The organism is Pseudogulbenkiania sp. FW507-F1, from assembly GCF_058781125.1.
On sequence record NZ_JBYSWM010000005.1, the window covers coordinates 64,781 to 79,351 of the forward strand.

Annotated in this window: 17 protein-coding genes; 14 read left to right on the plus strand and 3 right to left on the minus strand. The window is 62.8% G+C overall.

Annotated elements, in window-relative coordinates; all coding sequences use genetic code 11:
- Window positions 1-963 (plus strand): L-threonylcarbamoyladenylate synthase, encoded by a 963-nt coding sequence (locus tag AC3WG5_RS04695; RefSeq protein ID WP_492567975.1) that lies wholly within the window; start codon window positions 1-3, stop codon window positions 961-963.
- A gap of 96 nt (window positions 964-1,059) precedes the next feature.
- Complete coding sequence (locus AC3WG5_RS04700) at window positions 1,060-1,851, plus strand: EAL domain-containing protein (RefSeq protein ID WP_492567976.1); 792 nt, start codon at window positions 1,060-1,062, stop codon at window positions 1,849-1,851.
- Window positions 1,852-1,909: 58 nt separating this feature from the next.
- Here AC3WG5_RS04700 and AC3WG5_RS04705 read toward each other — a convergent pair whose 3' ends face one another.
- On the minus strand, window positions 1,910-2,521 hold the full coding sequence (locus AC3WG5_RS04705; RefSeq protein ID WP_014087479.1) for a TetR/AcrR family transcriptional regulator: 612 nt from the start codon (window positions 2,519-2,521) through the stop codon (window positions 1,910-1,912).
- Window positions 2,522-2,642: 121 nt separating this feature from the next.
- On the opposite strand from AC3WG5_RS04705, the gene AC3WG5_RS04710 reads away from it, so the two are divergent.
- From AC3WG5_RS04710 to AC3WG5_RS04760, 11 genes are all read left to right on the plus strand, one after another.
- On the plus strand, window positions 2,643-3,935 hold the full coding sequence (locus tag AC3WG5_RS04710) for an NAD(P)/FAD-dependent oxidoreductase (protein ID WP_492567977.1): 1,293 nt from the start codon (window positions 2,643-2,645) through the stop codon (window positions 3,933-3,935).
- The gene (locus tag AC3WG5_RS04715) at window positions 3,932-4,708 is read left to right on the plus strand and encodes a DUF1365 domain-containing protein (RefSeq protein WP_482581331.1); all 777 of its coding nucleotides are present in this window, start codon (window positions 3,932-3,934) and stop codon (window positions 4,706-4,708) included. Before AC3WG5_RS04710 ends, AC3WG5_RS04715 begins: the two co-directional genes overlap by 4 nt.
- Window positions 4,705-5,913 (plus strand): class I SAM-dependent methyltransferase, encoded by a 1,209-nt coding sequence (locus AC3WG5_RS04720; RefSeq protein WP_492567978.1) that lies wholly within the window; start codon window positions 4,705-4,707, stop codon window positions 5,911-5,913. Before AC3WG5_RS04715 ends, AC3WG5_RS04720 begins: the two co-directional genes overlap by 4 nt.
- Complete coding sequence (locus AC3WG5_RS04725) at window positions 5,910-6,440, plus strand: DUF3833 domain-containing protein (protein WP_492567979.1); 531 nt, start codon at window positions 5,910-5,912, stop codon at window positions 6,438-6,440. Before AC3WG5_RS04720 ends, AC3WG5_RS04725 begins: the two co-directional genes overlap by 4 nt.
- Window positions 6,441-6,443: 3 nt before the next feature.
- Window positions 6,444-7,226 (plus strand): SDR family NAD(P)-dependent oxidoreductase, encoded by a 783-nt coding sequence (locus AC3WG5_RS04730; protein ID WP_492567980.1) that lies wholly within the window; start codon window positions 6,444-6,446, stop codon window positions 7,224-7,226.
- 17 nt (window positions 7,227-7,243) lie between these two features.
- Complete coding sequence (locus AC3WG5_RS04735) at window positions 7,244-7,660, plus strand: nuclear transport factor 2 family protein (protein WP_492567981.1); 417 nt, start codon at window positions 7,244-7,246, stop codon at window positions 7,658-7,660.
- On the plus strand, window positions 7,657-7,836 hold the full coding sequence (locus AC3WG5_RS04740) for a DUF2256 domain-containing protein (protein WP_081455935.1): 180 nt from the start codon (window positions 7,657-7,659) through the stop codon (window positions 7,834-7,836). Before AC3WG5_RS04735 ends, AC3WG5_RS04740 begins: the two co-directional genes overlap by 4 nt.
- Window positions 7,837-7,990: 154 nt before the next feature.
- On the plus strand, window positions 7,991-8,533 hold the full coding sequence (locus AC3WG5_RS04745) for a lipocalin family protein (RefSeq protein ID WP_492567982.1): 543 nt from the start codon (window positions 7,991-7,993) through the stop codon (window positions 8,531-8,533).
- A gap of 8 nt (window positions 8,534-8,541) precedes the next feature.
- Complete coding sequence (locus tag AC3WG5_RS04750) at window positions 8,542-8,766, plus strand: TIGR02450 family Trp-rich protein (protein ID WP_008952891.1); 225 nt, start codon at window positions 8,542-8,544, stop codon at window positions 8,764-8,766.
- Window positions 8,767-8,938: 172 nt separating this feature from the next.
- Window positions 8,939-9,376 carry an HIT family protein gene (locus AC3WG5_RS04755; RefSeq protein ID WP_008952892.1) on the plus strand — a complete coding sequence of 146 codons (438 nt, stop codon included), beginning with the start codon at window positions 8,939-8,941 and terminating at the stop codon, window positions 9,374-9,376.
- A 444-nt stretch (window positions 9,377-9,820) separates the two neighbouring features.
- Window positions 9,821-10,297 carry an FKBP-type peptidyl-prolyl cis-trans isomerase gene (locus AC3WG5_RS04760; RefSeq protein WP_008952893.1) on the plus strand — a complete coding sequence of 159 codons (477 nt, stop codon included), beginning with the start codon at window positions 9,821-9,823 and terminating at the stop codon, window positions 10,295-10,297.
- Between the two features lie 658 nt (window positions 10,298-10,955).
- Here the strand turns inward: AC3WG5_RS04760 and AC3WG5_RS04765 are convergent.
- A complete protein-coding gene (locus AC3WG5_RS04765; RefSeq protein WP_492567983.1) occupies window positions 10,956-11,825 on the minus strand; it encodes a LysR family transcriptional regulator in 870 nt (289 codons plus the stop codon).
- Between the two features lie 100 nt (window positions 11,826-11,925).
- Between AC3WG5_RS04765 and AC3WG5_RS04770 the strand changes: the two genes are divergently transcribed.
- On the plus strand, window positions 11,926-12,912 hold the full coding sequence (locus tag AC3WG5_RS04770) for a zinc-dependent alcohol dehydrogenase family protein (RefSeq protein ID WP_492567984.1): 987 nt from the start codon (window positions 11,926-11,928) through the stop codon (window positions 12,910-12,912).
- Between the two features lie 629 nt (window positions 12,913-13,541).
- Here the strand turns inward: AC3WG5_RS04770 and AC3WG5_RS04775 are convergent.
- A complete protein-coding gene (locus AC3WG5_RS04775; protein WP_482580973.1) occupies window positions 13,542-14,528 on the minus strand; it encodes a cytochrome d ubiquinol oxidase subunit II in 987 nt (328 codons plus the stop codon).
- Window positions 14,529-14,571: the final 43 nt, after the last annotated feature.

Below are 14,571 nucleotides of genomic sequence, written 5' to 3' on the forward strand. Positions count from 1 at the left end.
ATGGACTACCTGAACGCCCACCCCGAAAATATCGACCGCGCCGCCCGCCTGCTCCGAGAGGGCGGCCTGGTCGCCCTGCCGACCGAGACCGTGTACGGTCTGGCCGCCTGTGCGGAAAACCCACAGGCCATCGCCACGGTCTTCAGTGCGAAAGGCCGGCCGGCCGATCATCCGCTCATCGTTCACCTGCCCGACCTCGCCCATCTGACGCGCTGGGCCTGCCGGATACCGCCCGTGGCTTTCCGTCTGGCCGAAGCCTTCTGGCCCGGTCCGCTCACCCTGGTGCTGCCCGCGGCGCCAGCCGTCTCCCCGCTGATTACCGGCGGCCAGGACACCGTCGCGGTGCGCTGGTCGGCGCACCCGCTGTTCCAGGCGGTGCTCGACCAGCTGGGGAGCGCGGTCGTCGCGCCTTCGGCCAACCCCTTCGGCCATATCAGCCCCACCAGCGCCGCGCACGTGCTCAAGCACATGGAGGGCCGTATCGACGCCGTGCTGGATGGCGGCGATTGCCGCGTCGGCGTGGAATCCACCATCCTGGACCTGTCCGGGCCGGAGGCGAGAATCCTACGACCCGGCTGCATCGGCGCCAGCCAACTGGCCGCCTACCTGCCGCTGGCGGAACGGCCGGCTGCTCCGACACCCAGAGTGCCGGGCGCGCTGGACTCCCACTACGCGCCGCGGCTGCCGTGCCACCGCTTCGAGCATGACGAGCGAGCCCATCTGTCGCAGGGCGTGCCGAGCGGAAAATGCGCCTTCATCGGGTTTCACGAGTTACCGATGAGCATGCACCGCAGCTATCTGCTGCCAGCCGATCCGGCCGCCTACGCCAGCCAGATTTACGCCGCGCTGCATCAGGCGGAATCGAGCGGCAGCGAGAGCATCCTGATCGAGATGCCCCCCGACACGCCGCAATGGCTGCATGTTCGCGATCGGCTGCTGCGCGCCAGCACCAGCCTGGGCTGAACAGAGCGATACCCCTGCTTGCCCTGCTCCCGGCGCAACGTATGATGCACGGGTAATGAAGACACACAAAACCATTTTCTCGGGGTGACATCACACATGAATCCGATCGGCAAGGGGCAACATGCACGGCATTTGAGTGATGCTCCCACATGTAGCATCTGCCGCGATGGCGATGCGCTGGATTTTGATTTCAGCTTTGCCTTTCAGCCCATCATCGATATCCGCGCCAGAACGGTGTTCGCCCATGAAGCGCTGGTACGCGGCCCGCGCGGAGAGGGCGCCCAGTTTGTGCTGGATCAGGTCACGGCAGCCAACCGCTACCGGTTTGATCAGGCCTGCCGGGTAAAGGCGATCAAAACCGCAGCCCGGCTGGGCCTCGCCAGCAAGGTCTCGATCAACTTCCTTCCCAATGCCATTTACCGGCCGGAGGTATGTATCAGCACGACGCTGAAGGCGGCCCAAGAATATGGCTTTCCGGTCGACAGGATCGTGTTCGAAACGGTAGAAGGCGAGCAGATCGAAGATGGCAAATGGTTGGCCGATGTGTTCAGGGAATACCAGCGTATCGGTTTCATGACGGCGATCGACGACTTCGGTGCCGGCTATGCGGGCCTCAACCTGCTGGCGGATTTCCAGCCGGATATCATCAAGCTGGACATGGCGTTGGTGCGGAATATCGCCTCCCGCAATGCCAGTCAGACCATCGTCCGCAGCGTCGCCGACATCTGCCGGCAACTTGGCATCCAGCTCATCGCCGAAGGCGTGGAAACCCTGGGTGAGTACCTTTGTCTTCAGGACATCGGCGTAGAGCTGATGCAGGGCTATCTGTTGTGCAAGCCTCTGCTGGAGAACAGCCTGTACGACGCGGAGGCGGTTTTGCCGCGATGAGTCTGCGGCGCGGCCATCAAGCCAGCTTCGCGGCCGCCCTTCCCCCGGCTTGCCAGGCCTAGTCTTTGGCAATCCCGGTAAAAATCATGGAACGCATGTGTGCCACGATGTCGTCGTCGCTGTAATGCCCGTAGTCCTTCATGTAGTCGACGGCGGGGTCGCAGGTGCGCGAGTAGTAGGCGTAGAGGATGACGTCGGTCGGTAGATCGTCGCGAATCTCGCCCGCCGCTTTTGCCTTGTCCACCATGCCCTGCAATTGCTTGTGCAATTGGTAGACGCGCGTCACGTAGCGGATGTTGCGGGTCAGCATCGCCCTCACCTGCGGGCTGCTGGACGGCAGAAACGGCAGCCCGCCTTGCAGCCTGACGCGTAGCGCCCACTCCAGCAGGCTGCCCAGCCTTTCCTTGCCGCTCATGCCGGCGTCCAGACCGTCCAGATACTCCAGCGCGCCATCGAGCAGGCGAATCATCACCTCGGTGGCGAGGTCTTCTTTCGATTTGAAATGCTTGTACAGGCTGGGCTTGGAGATGCCGGCCTCGCCAGCCACATCGTCCATGGTCATCAGGTCGAAACCCTTGCTGGCCAACAGCTTGGTGGTGGCGTCGAGCACGGCCTGTTCGCGCAGTTTGAACGCCTGATCCTTGAAGCTGAGCTTGCTTAAAATACTCATGAGTACAACCTTTTACTAATCAGTAGCTTTTTTTCCAAAGCGGTTATATCCTGACTATAAGCACCACGCCACACCGTGCCAAGCAGTTTCCGCAGCACACGAATCCACTACGGGAGTGAAGGTGAAAGCAGATCCTGTCGAACGTCAGCGCGTCGCCGTCATCGGCGCCGGCATCGCCGGCCTGGCCAGCGCCTGGCTGCTGGCGGCCAAGCATGATGTCACGCTCTTCGAGGCGGCGGACTACCCTGGCGGCCATACCAATACGGTCGACCTCAAGCTCGACGGGCATGAGTTCGCGGTGGATACCGGGTTTCTGGTCTTCAACGAGCGCACCTATCCCAATCTGATCGCCCTGTTCTCCGAGCTTGGCGTGCCCTCTTGCAGCACCGAGATGTCTTTCAGCGTCTCGCTGGACCAGGGCCGCGACGAATGGGCCGGCAGCAATCTGGATACGGTTTTCGCCCAGCGCGGCAAACTGCTGTCCCCGGCTTTTCATGGCATGTTGTACGACATCCTGCGGTTCAACGGCGCGGCCCCGCGCCTCTTGGAAACGGCCGAGCGTCAGCGGCTCACGCTGGGCGAATTGTTACGGCTGGAAGGCTTCGGCGCTCGCTTTCGCGACCACTACCTGGTGCCGATGGCCGCCGCTATCTGGTCCAGCCCCAGCAACGAGATACTTGATTTCCCCGCCGCTACCTTCCTGCGCTTCTGCATGAACCACGGCCTGCTGCAAATCCGCCAGCGCCCGCGCTGGTTCACCGTGCCCGGCGGCGCGCGCCAGTACGTGCACAAGCTGCTGGCTCGCATCACTGATCTGCGTCTGTGCACGCCTGTCGAGGCGGTGCGGCGAGACAACCACGGCGTCACCCTCAGCAGCCGTTTCGGCGATGAACGCTTCGACAGCGTGATTTTCGCCACCCACGCGCCACAGACGCTGGCGATGCTGGCGGACGCCAGCGCGGAGGAGCGCCGCGTGCTGGAGGCGGTCCGCTACCAGACCAATACCGCTGTCTTGCACGGCGATGCCGCCCTGCTGCCGAGACGCCGCAAGGTGTGGTCGGCCTGGAATTTTCTGGCCGACAGCGGGCAATCCGAGCAGCGCGCCGTCTGCGTCAGCTATCTGCTCAACACCTTGCAGCCCTTGCCGGTTCAGTCGCCGGTCATCGTCACCCTCAATCCGGTACGCGACCCGGAACGCGCGCTGGAATACGCCCGCTTCGTTTACGAACACCCCCTGTTCGACAAGGCCGCCATCGAGGCGCAGGCCCGCCTCCCGGCGCTGCAGGGAAGCCGGCGCAGCTGGTTCGCCGGCGCCTGGACGGGCTACGGTTTCCACGAAGACGGCTTGAAATCGGCATTGCGCGTCGCGCGCGATTTCGTCGCGCTGCCGGCCTGGGCGAGGTTGGCCGAATGAGCGACGCCTACCTGATCAAGGGCGTGGTGATGCACCAGCGCTTGCGCCCCGCCCGCCATCGCTTCCTCTACCCGGTGTTCGCCGTGCGCCTGCGCCTGTCGGCTCTCGATCGTCTTGGCAACGCCTGGTTCGGGGTGGACCGGCGGCGGCCGATGTCGGTGCGCACCAAGGATTACGGCCCGCGCGACGGCTCGCCCCTTCTGCCCTGGATCCGCCAACAGTTGGCCGAAGCGGGCTTGCCGCACGACGGCGAGGTCTGGCTGCAGACCTTTCCCCGGCTGTTCGGCTACGCCTTCAACCCGGTGAGTTTCTGGTACTGCCACGATGCGGCCGGCCAGCTGGTGGCCGTGCTCGCAGACGTCAACAACACCTTCGGCGAGCATCACGCCTACCTGCTGGCCAACAAGGCGGGTGAGCCGATCACGGCGGGCTCGACGCTCACCTGCCGCAAGCAGCTGCATGTATCGCCCTTCTGCCAGGTGGAAGGCCACTACCGTTTCCGGCTTGCCGAAAAGGCCGACCGCATGCTGATGCGCATCGACTACCACGACACGCAAGGCCTTCTGCTGAACACCAGCATTTCCGGCCGCATGACGCCGCTGACGCCAACGACCGCCCTGGCCGCCCTGCTGCGGCAACCGCTACTGACCTTCGCCATCATCAGCCGCATTCACTGGCAGGCATGGCACCTGTGGCGGAAGAAAGTGCCTTTCTTCGGCAAACCCCGGCCCCCCGCCACCCGCCTGACTCACGGAGAGGAGTGTCAACCATGAGCCTATCCCGCGCCCTTGGCGCCCCCTGTTCACCGCTGCCCGTTATCGCCAGGATCTTTCTTTCCCGGTTGAAACGGCTGGAACACGGCTGCCTGCGCCTCATCACGCCGGACGGATCGGCGCTGTGGTTCGGCAACCCCGGCGAAATGCCGGAAGCGGAGCTGACCGTGCGGGATTGGTCGGCCTGCCGCACGCTGCTGCTGGCGGGCGACATCGGCTTTGCCGAAGCCTATCGCGACGGCCTGCTCGACTCGCCCAACCTCACCGCCCTGTTGCGCCTCGCCGTGCGCAACGAGGCGGCGCTGGGGCCCGCCACGTCCGGCAGCCTGCCGGCGCGGGCCTGGTACTGGCTCAAGCACCGCCTGCGCCGCAACAGCCGCGCGGGCAGCCGGCGTAACGTCCACGCTCACTACGATCTGGGCAACCCTTTCTACCAGCTCTGGCTCGACCCGAGCTGGACCTACTCCAGCGCCTGGTTCGACGGCCACTACGAGCAGCCGCTCTCGCTGGCGCAGGCCGCCAAGTACCAGCGCATCTGCGACGTGCTGGGCCTGCGGCCCGGCATGCGTGTGCTGGAAATCGGCTGCGGCTGGGGGGGGTTCGCCGAACACGCCGCGCGCCAGGGCATCGCCGTGCATGGCGTGACCATTTCCAACGCGCAGCTGGATTTCGCCCAACGGCGGCTGGCGGGCAATGCCTTGACCCACCTCGAGTGGCGCGACTATCGCGACCTCGACGGCCGCTACGACGCCATCGTATCGATCGAAATGTTCGAGGCGGTGGGCGAAGCCTACTGGCTGGACTACTTCCGCAAAGTGCGCAGCCTCCTGAAGCCCGGCGCCAAGGCCCTGATCCAGAGCATCACCATCGCCGAAAACCGTTTCCAGCGTTACCGCAGCGGCAGCGATTTCATCCAGGAATTCATCTTCCCCGGCGGCATGTTGCCCAGTTGCACCATCTTTGAAGCACAGGCGCGCAAAGCGGGCCTGGCCACCCATGACCGGCTGGATTTCGGCCCCGACTACGCGGAAACCCTGCGCCGCTGGCGGCAAGCGTTCGAAGGCGCGCTGGAGCCGGTGCGCCGCTTGGGGTTCGATGAAGCCTTCATCCGGCTGTGGCGGCTATACCTGTGCTACTGCGAAGCCGGCTTCGACGAAGACCGCATCGGCGTCTCGCAGTTCGTGCTGAAGGAGGCCCAGCCATGAGCCATCGATTACCGCGTCTGATACTGGCGGCGCTGGCCTTGCTGACCGGCTGCGGCACCCCCAGCGTGCAGGCGTACCGCGACAACACGCCACGCCTCGACCTATACCAATTCTTTGGCGGCCACACCCGGGCCTGGGGCATGTTCCGCGACCGCAAGGGCCAGTTGATCAAGCGCTTTACGGTGGATATCGACGGCCGTCGCGAAGGCGACACCCTGATCCTTGAAGAGCGTTTCCTGTACGCCGACGGCACGCGACAACAACGCAACTGGCGGCTGGAGCCGAAAGGCGACGGCAAGTGGCGCGGCACCGCGGCGGATGTGGTCGGCGAGGCCGAGGGCGAAGTCGCCGGCAACGCCCTGCACTGGCGCTACAACTTGAGGCTGCCGGTGGATGGCCGCGAGTGGACCGTGCATTTCGATGACTGGATGTTCCTGCTGGACGATCACGCCATGCTCAACAGCGCCCGCATGAGCAAGTTCGGCTTCGGGCTTGGCGAGGTCAGCCTGTTCTTCCGCAAGGAGTGAGCCATGCCGCTCGCGCCCATCAATCCCCCTATTCGTGACTGGCGCCGTCAACGGGTGTGGATCGTCGGCGCCTCCAGCGGCATCGGCGCGGCGCTATCCCGCCTGCTGCTGGACAAGGGCGCGGAAGTGGTCTTGTCCGCCCGCCGCCAGGCCCAGTTGATGCAGGTGGCCCATGCCCACCCACGCGCCACCGTGCTGCCGCTGGATGTCACGGACCCGCAATCCTGGCGCGAGGGCTGGTCGCGATGGCAAGGCCAGCAGCGCTTGCCGGACCTGGTGGTATTCTGCGCCGCCGACTACCGGCCGGAGCGCTGCTGGGAGCTGCAGCACGAGCGCGTTCGGCAGACCCTCGACACCAACCTGGCGGGCGTGTACTTCGGGCTGGAAACCATCCTGCCCGCGCTGATGGCGCGCCAGTCCGGCGGCATCGCGCTGGTGGCCAGCGTGGCGGGCTATGTCGGTCTGCCCGGCGCCAGCGTCTACGGCCCGAGCAAGGCCGCGCTGATCAACCTGGCCGAATTGCTGCACGCCGAACTGCGCTGCCACGGCATTCCTGTCTACCTGATCAACCCCGGCTTCGTGACCACCCGGCTCACCGCCATGAACGACTTCCCGATGCCCGCCATCATGAGTGCCGACGACGCCGCGCGGTGCATAGTGCGCGGACTGGAGCGCGGCCATTTCGAAATCCACTTTCCTCGCAGGTTTACGCTATGGATCAAGCTGATCGCCATGCTGCCCTATCGCCTGAGATTGCCGCTGCTGCGCCACCTGGCCCGAACCTGAGAGCGCGGCTGGCCGAATTGGCCGACTGGTATGCCCATCTGAGCCCGGTCACGCTGGATGACATCGACCGTTTTTACGCCGCGTCGGCCTGCTTCAAGGACCCGTTCAACACGGTGCAGAGCCGCGACGGCATACACGATGTCTTCCGGCACATGTTCAACGTGCTGGAACAGCCGGTGTTCATCCTCCGCGAGCAATTGCTGGACGGCAGCCAGGCTTTCCTGACCTGGGACTTCCGCTTCCGCCGCCGCGGCAAGGCCTATCTCTTGCATGGCGGCAGCCATCTACGCTTCGACTCTCGCGGCAAAGTGGTAGCGCACCGGGACTACTGGGATTCCGCCGAAGAGTTGCTGCACAAGCTGCCGCTGATCGGCCCGCCCTTGCGCCTGTTGCGGCGCCTGCTGTCGGTGCATGACGAAGGCTGGCGCGCATGAAGCCATCCTTCAAGGGCAACAAGTCCGCCCTTCCCGCCAAGCCGTGCGCCGGCTGCGGCCACCCCATGAGCTGGCGGCGCAAATGGGCGCGTTGCTGGGATGAGGTGAAGTTTTGTTCCGAACGCTGCCGCCAGCGGCGCCAAGCCCATGACCGCCTTGATCTACCGCCGCCATGACGACACGCGCGCCGTCTTCGGCCAACCTTGCGCGACGCCTGCGCCATCCCATCCAGCGGCGGAGGGGGATCGGCAGCGTCTCGCGGCGGGTCGGCCTGTCGCCGCATTCTGCAACGCATCGAAACCATGTGAGTCATCAATAGAGGAAGACACCATGCGACGCTCCCGACTGCAACACCTCATGCTCCTTGGCGGCAGCCTGCTGCTGGCGGCCTGCTCCACCCTGCCGCCGCCCGGCATCCAGCCGGTCAGCGGCTTCGAGCTGCGACGCTACAGCGGCAAGTGGTATGAAGTCGCCCGGCTGGAGCACCGCTTCGAACGCGGGCTCAGCGACGTCAGCGCCAGCTACGCGCCGCAGGCGGACGGCAGCGTCAGCGTGATCAATCGCGGCTTCGATCCCGCCGCCGGGCGCTGGAAACAGGCGGAAGGCCGCGCGCTGTTCAACGGCGACCCGCACCGCGCCTCGCTGAAGGTGTCGTTCTTCGGCCCCTTCTACGGCGGCTATCACGTGGTGGCGCTGGACCCGGACTACCGCTGGGCCATGGTGGCCGGCAACGACCGCTCCTACTTGTGGATTCTGGCGCGCGACAAGCAACTGCCCGATGACGTCACCGCCCGCCTGCTTGAAAAGGCGCGGCAACTGGGTTTCGACACCGGCAAACTGATCCGGGTCGGCCAGACCCGCAGCGACGGCTGAGGCGCGCCATGACGATACGCCTCAACCCGCGCAAGCTGCTGCTGAGCAAGTGGACGGCCCTGGCGCCGCAGAACAAGGAAAAGCACTTCATCGTGGTGCGCGTGCTGGAGCCGGAACACCCCGACGCACCGATTACCGAAGTGGAACTGGAAGCGGTCTACAGCCGACGCAGCCGCATCATTCCCTGGAAAACGCTGACCGACGCCACCCAGTGGCGGCAAGGCTGGCATTAACCGTCGGGGCAATCCGTTTCCTGCACTGCGCCATCGCCAACAGCGGTGGCGCTGGTGAGCATAGATCACACTTTGCTATCCGCTTCCTGGAACTGATGGCAAACCGTTCCGGAGCTTCGACCACGCCCGGCCTGCACTACAATGAACCTTGGTTCATCGAACGGAAAGTGCCATGTCTTACGACTCCAACAACATCTTTGCCCAAATCCTGCGTGGCCAAGCCCCATGCATCAAAGTTTTCGAAGATCAGATGACGCTCGTGTTCATGGACATCATGCCCCAGGCAGACGGCCATCTCCTCGTTATCCCCAAAGAACCCGCATCGCAGATTTTCGAGCTGTCGGACGATGCGGCGGCGGCCTGCATGCTGACCGCACGCAAGGCGGCCATCGCGGTCAGGGCGGCCCTGAACCCTCCCGGCATGATCCTGGCCCAGGCGAACGGCAGCGCGGCCGGCCAGACCGTGCCGCACTTTCACATCCACGTGATTCCGAGGCACAGCGGGGAATTCCTTGCTCCGCATGCAGCACGACGGGAAGACACGGAAAAGCTGAAGGAGCTCGCCAAGCGCATCATTGCCGCCTGGCCCGAACTCGACGAGAGCAATTGACCGGAACCACGGCTCCCTCCCGCCTCGTCAGGGGACGCCGCGGCGGATTGGCTCCTGCACGATTGTTGATGACATCGGAAGCGAGCTGAACATGCGCAAAAAAATGCCCCGCACCAGGCGGGGCATTTTTTCAAACCGGAAGCATCCGTGGCATGTCATTGACGGCTAGTTCGGCACGACGAGGGAACCTCGAGGAGACGGTACGGCGGAGTTCCGCCTGCTTGCAATCCCAGTGAACCACTCCTGCCAGACAAACCGTCACTTCCTTGCTCATCCGCACCATTACCCAATCCAGTGTTAAGTGCCAATATTCAACAGCAGCCAACACTGCAACGCGAGCATATGCGGCGGATATCGGCGTGAGCGAGGTGACTCGCCCGCCAGTTGACACTCCCCCGCTGAACTGCGAACCTTCCCGCTCCAATTTATTTGCCATTGCCCGCCATGAAAATCACCCAAAACACCGCCGTCACCCTGCGAATGAAAGTCACAGACAGCCAGGGTCTGGTTTACGACGATGGCAAGAACCCCGTTTCCTACCTGCACGGCGATTACGACAACCTCTTCCCCAAACTGGAAGCCGCACTTGAAGGTCAGGAATCAGGCTTTCAAACCACGCTGGAACTCGCTACCGAAGACACCTTCGGCGAACGCGACGAAGCCCTGGTCACCACCATGCCCAAGGCCGAATTCCCGCCCGGCATCAAGGTAGGCGGCCAGATCCAACGCCCTGGGCCGGATGGCACCCCGCGCTATTATTTCGTCACCAAGATCAAAGGCCCAACCGTATTGCTGGACGGCAACCACCCACTGTGCGGCAAAACCCTGCGCTTCGCCCTCAAAGTTGTGGACGTGCGAGAGGCAACCGCCGAGGAAATTGCCCACCAGCATGTACATGGCGAGCACGGGCATCAGCACTGACACCACCCTGCCCCACACAAACAAAGCCCTCCCCATCCAGGAGGGCTTTGTTTTGCCTGGACCCCACCTGCTATTTGGAATTGGTGATCTACTCCTGATCCGCTCGCCACCAACAAGCCCAACTTCGAGGTCTCGACCCGCTCCCTCCCAAATGGCCACACTTAGTCCCTAGTGCTGATGGTGGCCATTCTTGATTGCTGAGAATTCGTCTGAAGTTCGGCCTAAGCGGTCTTCCACCCCATCTGCCCTGAGCTTCCGTTCAGGGCCACATACCGGCCATTTCCCTTACACAGTAGCCGAAGGTCGGCTTTCTGATTTGGGGAGCGCTCACTATCGACCCTGAAGAGCCGTTCGACCTTCGACGTCATGAAGGGCAGCTATCTGAGGTGTAGCTGCCGCTCCCCAACGCTCCGTGATCTTCGGCTTGTCCGACATAAGAGACAGTCAAGATGTTCGCAAGCGGACGCTCGCGTGCCTTAAGGCAAAGGTCATATTGATGAGCCGCCAAGAATAAACATCCGTGGATGTTGACTCTGTAAAGGCAACTTGCAGATGAAAATCTCAATTTTCAAAACATCATGGCGCATTGAGCTGCTGACCGGTCGGCGTCGCTCCATCAAAAAATCAGCTTTTCAGTCAACAGCCTACTAAGAGAGGGTCAAATGTTCGCTAACGCTTCGATCGTCGCATCCAAAAGCGCACGCAGCCGCGCAACGCGACGCAGGTCGCGGTGATAGCCAAGCCAGACGTCGCGGCCCGGCGGCGCTTCGCCCAGATCAATACGCTGCAGTCCTGAGGTCGTGTCGCCAAGCGGACAAGGGAGCACAGCAAAGCCGCCTCCTTCAGCACACATGCGCGCCTGCGCTCCGCGATTGTTGCTGCCAAACGCGATCTTCGCTTTTGGCAACATGCGCTTGACCCACACGACATCAGGCAACGTGCCAAAAGCGCTGTCCATGCTGATGAGCGTATGGCCTTCACCATCGCCAAGGTGCGGCGGGACGAGGTCGATGCGCCCGTACAACGCGTAATCCACGTGCATCAGCTTTCGCTGGATGACATCGGGTTCGTCGAAAGGCGTAATGCGAAAAACCACGTCCGCCTCGCGCCGAGCAAGGTTGTATCGGCGCGAGTCCGTGACAAGCTCCAGCGAGACGCCCCGATGTTTTGTCAGAAACCGCGCGAACACCGGCGTGAGCACGTGAATGCCGAACCAGTCCGACGACGACACCCGCAGCAAGCCCGTCAGATGTGACTCCTTGCCGGCCAACGCGCGCGTGAAGCCGAGTGCTTCTTCTTCCATTCTCTCGGCGTACGACAGGGCGGCCACACCTTCGTCGGTCAATACAAAGCCGTCTCTCGTGCGCTGAAACAACACGTGCCCAAGCGTTTCCTCAAGCGCACGCAGCCGTCGGCCCATCGTCGGCTGTGTCTGCCCGACGAGCTTTGCCGCTGCGCCCAACGTGCCACTGCGGGCGATGGCGAGAAAGATGCGGACATCGCTCCACTCCAAACTCTTCCCAATCATTTTCGTTTGCTTACCATGCGATGGCGTGGATTTACGTGCCTTTATGCATGGGCGAGTATGAACTTACCAACATGTTCATTCAACCCAAAAGGAAATCATCATGTCCATGCAAGCGCTCGTTCTCAACCGCTACAACGGCCCCCTCGAACTGACGGAACTCTCGCGCCCGCAGCCTTTACAAGGGCAAGTGCTAGTGCGCATCGCAGCAAGCGGGTTGAATCCGCTCGACACCAAGATTCGCGCCGGCAGCGCCGCGCACGCAAAGCATCCATTGCCGCTCGTGTTGGGCATAGACATGGCCGGCGTGGTCGTGGCGGCGGGCCCCGGCGTCAGCGCATTCAAAGTCGGCGATGAGGTTTATGGAATGACAGGAGGGGTCGGTGGCATTCAGGGATCGCTTGCACAGTACGCAGCTGTCGACGTGGATCTGCTCGCGCCGAAGCCTTTCAACCTGTCGATGCGCGAAACCGCTGCATTGCCGCTCGCCTTCATCACGTCGTACTCGGGTATCGTCGATCGGGCGCGTTTGCAACCTGGGCAAACGGTGCTCGTGCAAGGCGGTGCGGGCGGGGTCGGACATGTATCGGTACAACTGGCGCTCGCACTCGGCGCAAAGGTATTCGCAACAGCGACCTCACGCGACCAGGATCTCGTCGCGCGCCTTGGCGCCACGCCAATCGACTACCGTGCGCAGTCCGTCGAGCAATATGTTGAGTCGTTGACGCAAGGCGCAGGTTTCGATCTGGTCGTAGACACCGTCGGCGGTGCGACGCTCGATGCATCGTTCGCAGCAGTAAAGCATTTCGGCCACGTGGTCAGCGCGTTGGGCTGGGGAACGCATGCGCTAGCGCCTCTTTCGTTTCGCGAAGCGAGCTATTCGGGCGTGTTCACTCTGTATCCGCTCCTTACAGGTGAGCATCGCGCTCACCATGGAGCGATGCTGCGCGAAGCCACGCGCCTGGTTGAAACGGGCAAGCTTACGCCCAATCTTGACTCTCGCCGGTTCGATCTGCATTCGGCGGAACTAGCATACGACGCAATCACGAGTGGCACCGCGCGCGGAAAAATCGTGGTGGACGTTGCCTGAAATCTCATCTGACAGCACGGTAGGTTGGGCTAAAAAGCCCAACATTTATCAAGCCCCAAAAATTAGTGAATAAGGTGGTTTGTGTGTTGGGCTTTGCTGTCTAACCTACCGTACTGGCGTCCGGTTTGGCCGACGATGTGACGTCGGTGGTGGGGAGACAAGCATCAGCTAGCTGAGGGTGAGCTGACGTTCAAATGACCGCTCCAACAAACGTAAGAAAGGCCGAAGTTGGCCGACAGTAAGCGTTGGCGATAGCTTCTCAAAAGCGGCCACTGGCCTTCCAGACTTCAGTGCGAATGACCGGTATCCGGCGGAACGCCCCATCGGCAGATCCCGGCCAACTGCTGTCAGTCGCCCATCCCACAAAGCTGCCATTCGAGCGGCTGGTCCGCCACGGAACCCGCCAGATAGCCTACGAGTGCATTTCAGCCGGAGCAGCCACTTGGCCTTAGACGAACAATGGCTGCTCCAGTAAGAGAAGCAGCCACCAAAATGACGAGTAGACTAGGGGGCAATGCTTCATTGTGCCGCAGGCTAATCCGAAGCGGCGACGGTCGATCCACGCTATCATCCATGAAATGGACCGTGGTCCGTGGCATCGATCTGTTTGCGCCCGGCAGCTCCCGTGATCAGTGCTTGACCAGCACCACCTTGCCCCGGAACAGATGGTACTGGTACAGGTTGTAACCGAGCATGATCGGGAACACAAAGCCGATGCCGAACAGCATGAACGTCAGGGTCGGGCTGTCGGAAGCGGCAGCGGCAACGGTCAGGCGGCCCGGCACGATATACGGGAACAGGCTGATTGCAAGGCCCGCAAACGACACGACGAAGAGCAACGTCGCCCCCACGAACGGGCCGTGCTCACCGCGCATGTGCACCGAGTACAGCACGTAGACGGATGCCAATGCGGCCACCACTGCGAGCACGACCAGCACCTGGAAGACACCGTCCTGCTGCCAGCGCGTGATACCCACTGTGCTGAATTTCAGCGTCGCGAAAGATACGACGAGCGCAGCGGCGAGCGTCGCGAACAGGGCGGCGACCGAATAGCGACGGGCCGCATCCTCGATGCCGCCGGTCGTCTTCTTGATCAGCCAGGTCGCGCCGAGTAGGCTGTAACCGGCCACGACGCCGATCGCGGTGGCGATAACGAAGCCGGTGTTCGCCGCGCCGGGCGCGAGTCCGGTGAGGACCTTGCCGAGCACGATACCTTGCGAAATCGCCGCAAGCAGGCTGCCCAAGCCGAACATGCGGTCCCATGCCGTCTTGCTGCTATGCGCGGCGTGGCGGAACTCGATCGCGGCGCCACGCATGATGAAGCTCGCGATCAGCATCATCACGGGAACATAAAGATCGGTGAGGATCATCGCATAGGCGCTGGGGAACGCGCCGAACAGCGCGCCGCCGAGGGCGACAAGCCAAGTCTCGTTGGCGTCCCAGACATGGCCGATGGACTGGATCATCACGTCGCGGTCGCTCTCACGGCTGCGCAGCAAGGTCAGGATGCCGACCCCGAGGTCGAAGCCGTCCGTGACGACGTATAGTACGAGCATCAGGCCGATGAGGCCGAACCACGCATGGCTCAGCAGGGCCTGGGTAGAGAGGGAAGTCATCTTGGGTTCCTTACAAAGTAGGCGCGAAGGATTGAGCGGGCCA

Coding starts and splice junctions, on each gene's coding strand:
- AC3WG5_RS04695 (WP_492567975.1), top strand. CDS start 1: ATGGACTACCTGAACGCCCACCCCGAAAATATCGACCGCGCCGCCCGC.
- AC3WG5_RS04700 (WP_492567976.1), top strand. CDS start 1,060: ATGAATCCGATCGGCAAGGGGCAACATGCACGGCATTTGAGTGATGCT.
- AC3WG5_RS04705 (WP_014087479.1), bottom strand. CDS start 2,521: ATGAGTATTTTAAGCAAGCTCAGCTTCAAGGATCAGGCGTTCAAACTG.
- AC3WG5_RS04715 (WP_482581331.1), top strand. CDS start 3,932: ATGAGCGACGCCTACCTGATCAAGGGCGTGGTGATGCACCAGCGCTTG.
- AC3WG5_RS04720 (WP_492567978.1), top strand. CDS start 4,705: ATGAGCCTATCCCGCGCCCTTGGCGCCCCCTGTTCACCGCTGCCCGTT.
- AC3WG5_RS04725 (WP_492567979.1), top strand. CDS start 5,910: ATGAGCCATCGATTACCGCGTCTGATACTGGCGGCGCTGGCCTTGCTG.
- AC3WG5_RS04730 (WP_492567980.1), top strand. CDS start 6,444: ATGCCGCTCGCGCCCATCAATCCCCCTATTCGTGACTGGCGCCGTCAA.
- AC3WG5_RS04740 (WP_081455935.1), top strand. CDS start 7,657: ATGAAGCCATCCTTCAAGGGCAACAAGTCCGCCCTTCCCGCCAAGCCG.
- AC3WG5_RS04745 (WP_492567982.1), top strand. CDS start 7,991: ATGCGACGCTCCCGACTGCAACACCTCATGCTCCTTGGCGGCAGCCTG.
- AC3WG5_RS04750 (WP_008952891.1), top strand. CDS start 8,542: ATGACGATACGCCTCAACCCGCGCAAGCTGCTGCTGAGCAAGTGGACG.
- AC3WG5_RS04755 (WP_008952892.1), top strand. CDS start 8,939: ATGTCTTACGACTCCAACAACATCTTTGCCCAAATCCTGCGTGGCCAA.
- AC3WG5_RS04760 (WP_008952893.1), top strand. CDS start 9,821: ATGAAAATCACCCAAAACACCGCCGTCACCCTGCGAATGAAAGTCACA.
- AC3WG5_RS04765 (WP_492567983.1), bottom strand. CDS start 11,825: ATGATTGGGAAGAGTTTGGAGTGGAGCGATGTCCGCATCTTTCTCGCC.
- AC3WG5_RS04770 (WP_492567984.1), top strand. CDS start 11,926: ATGTCCATGCAAGCGCTCGTTCTCAACCGCTACAACGGCCCCCTCGAA.
- AC3WG5_RS04775 (WP_482580973.1), bottom strand. CDS start 14,528: ATGACTTCCCTCTCTACCCAGGCCCTGCTGAGCCATGCGTGGTTCGGC.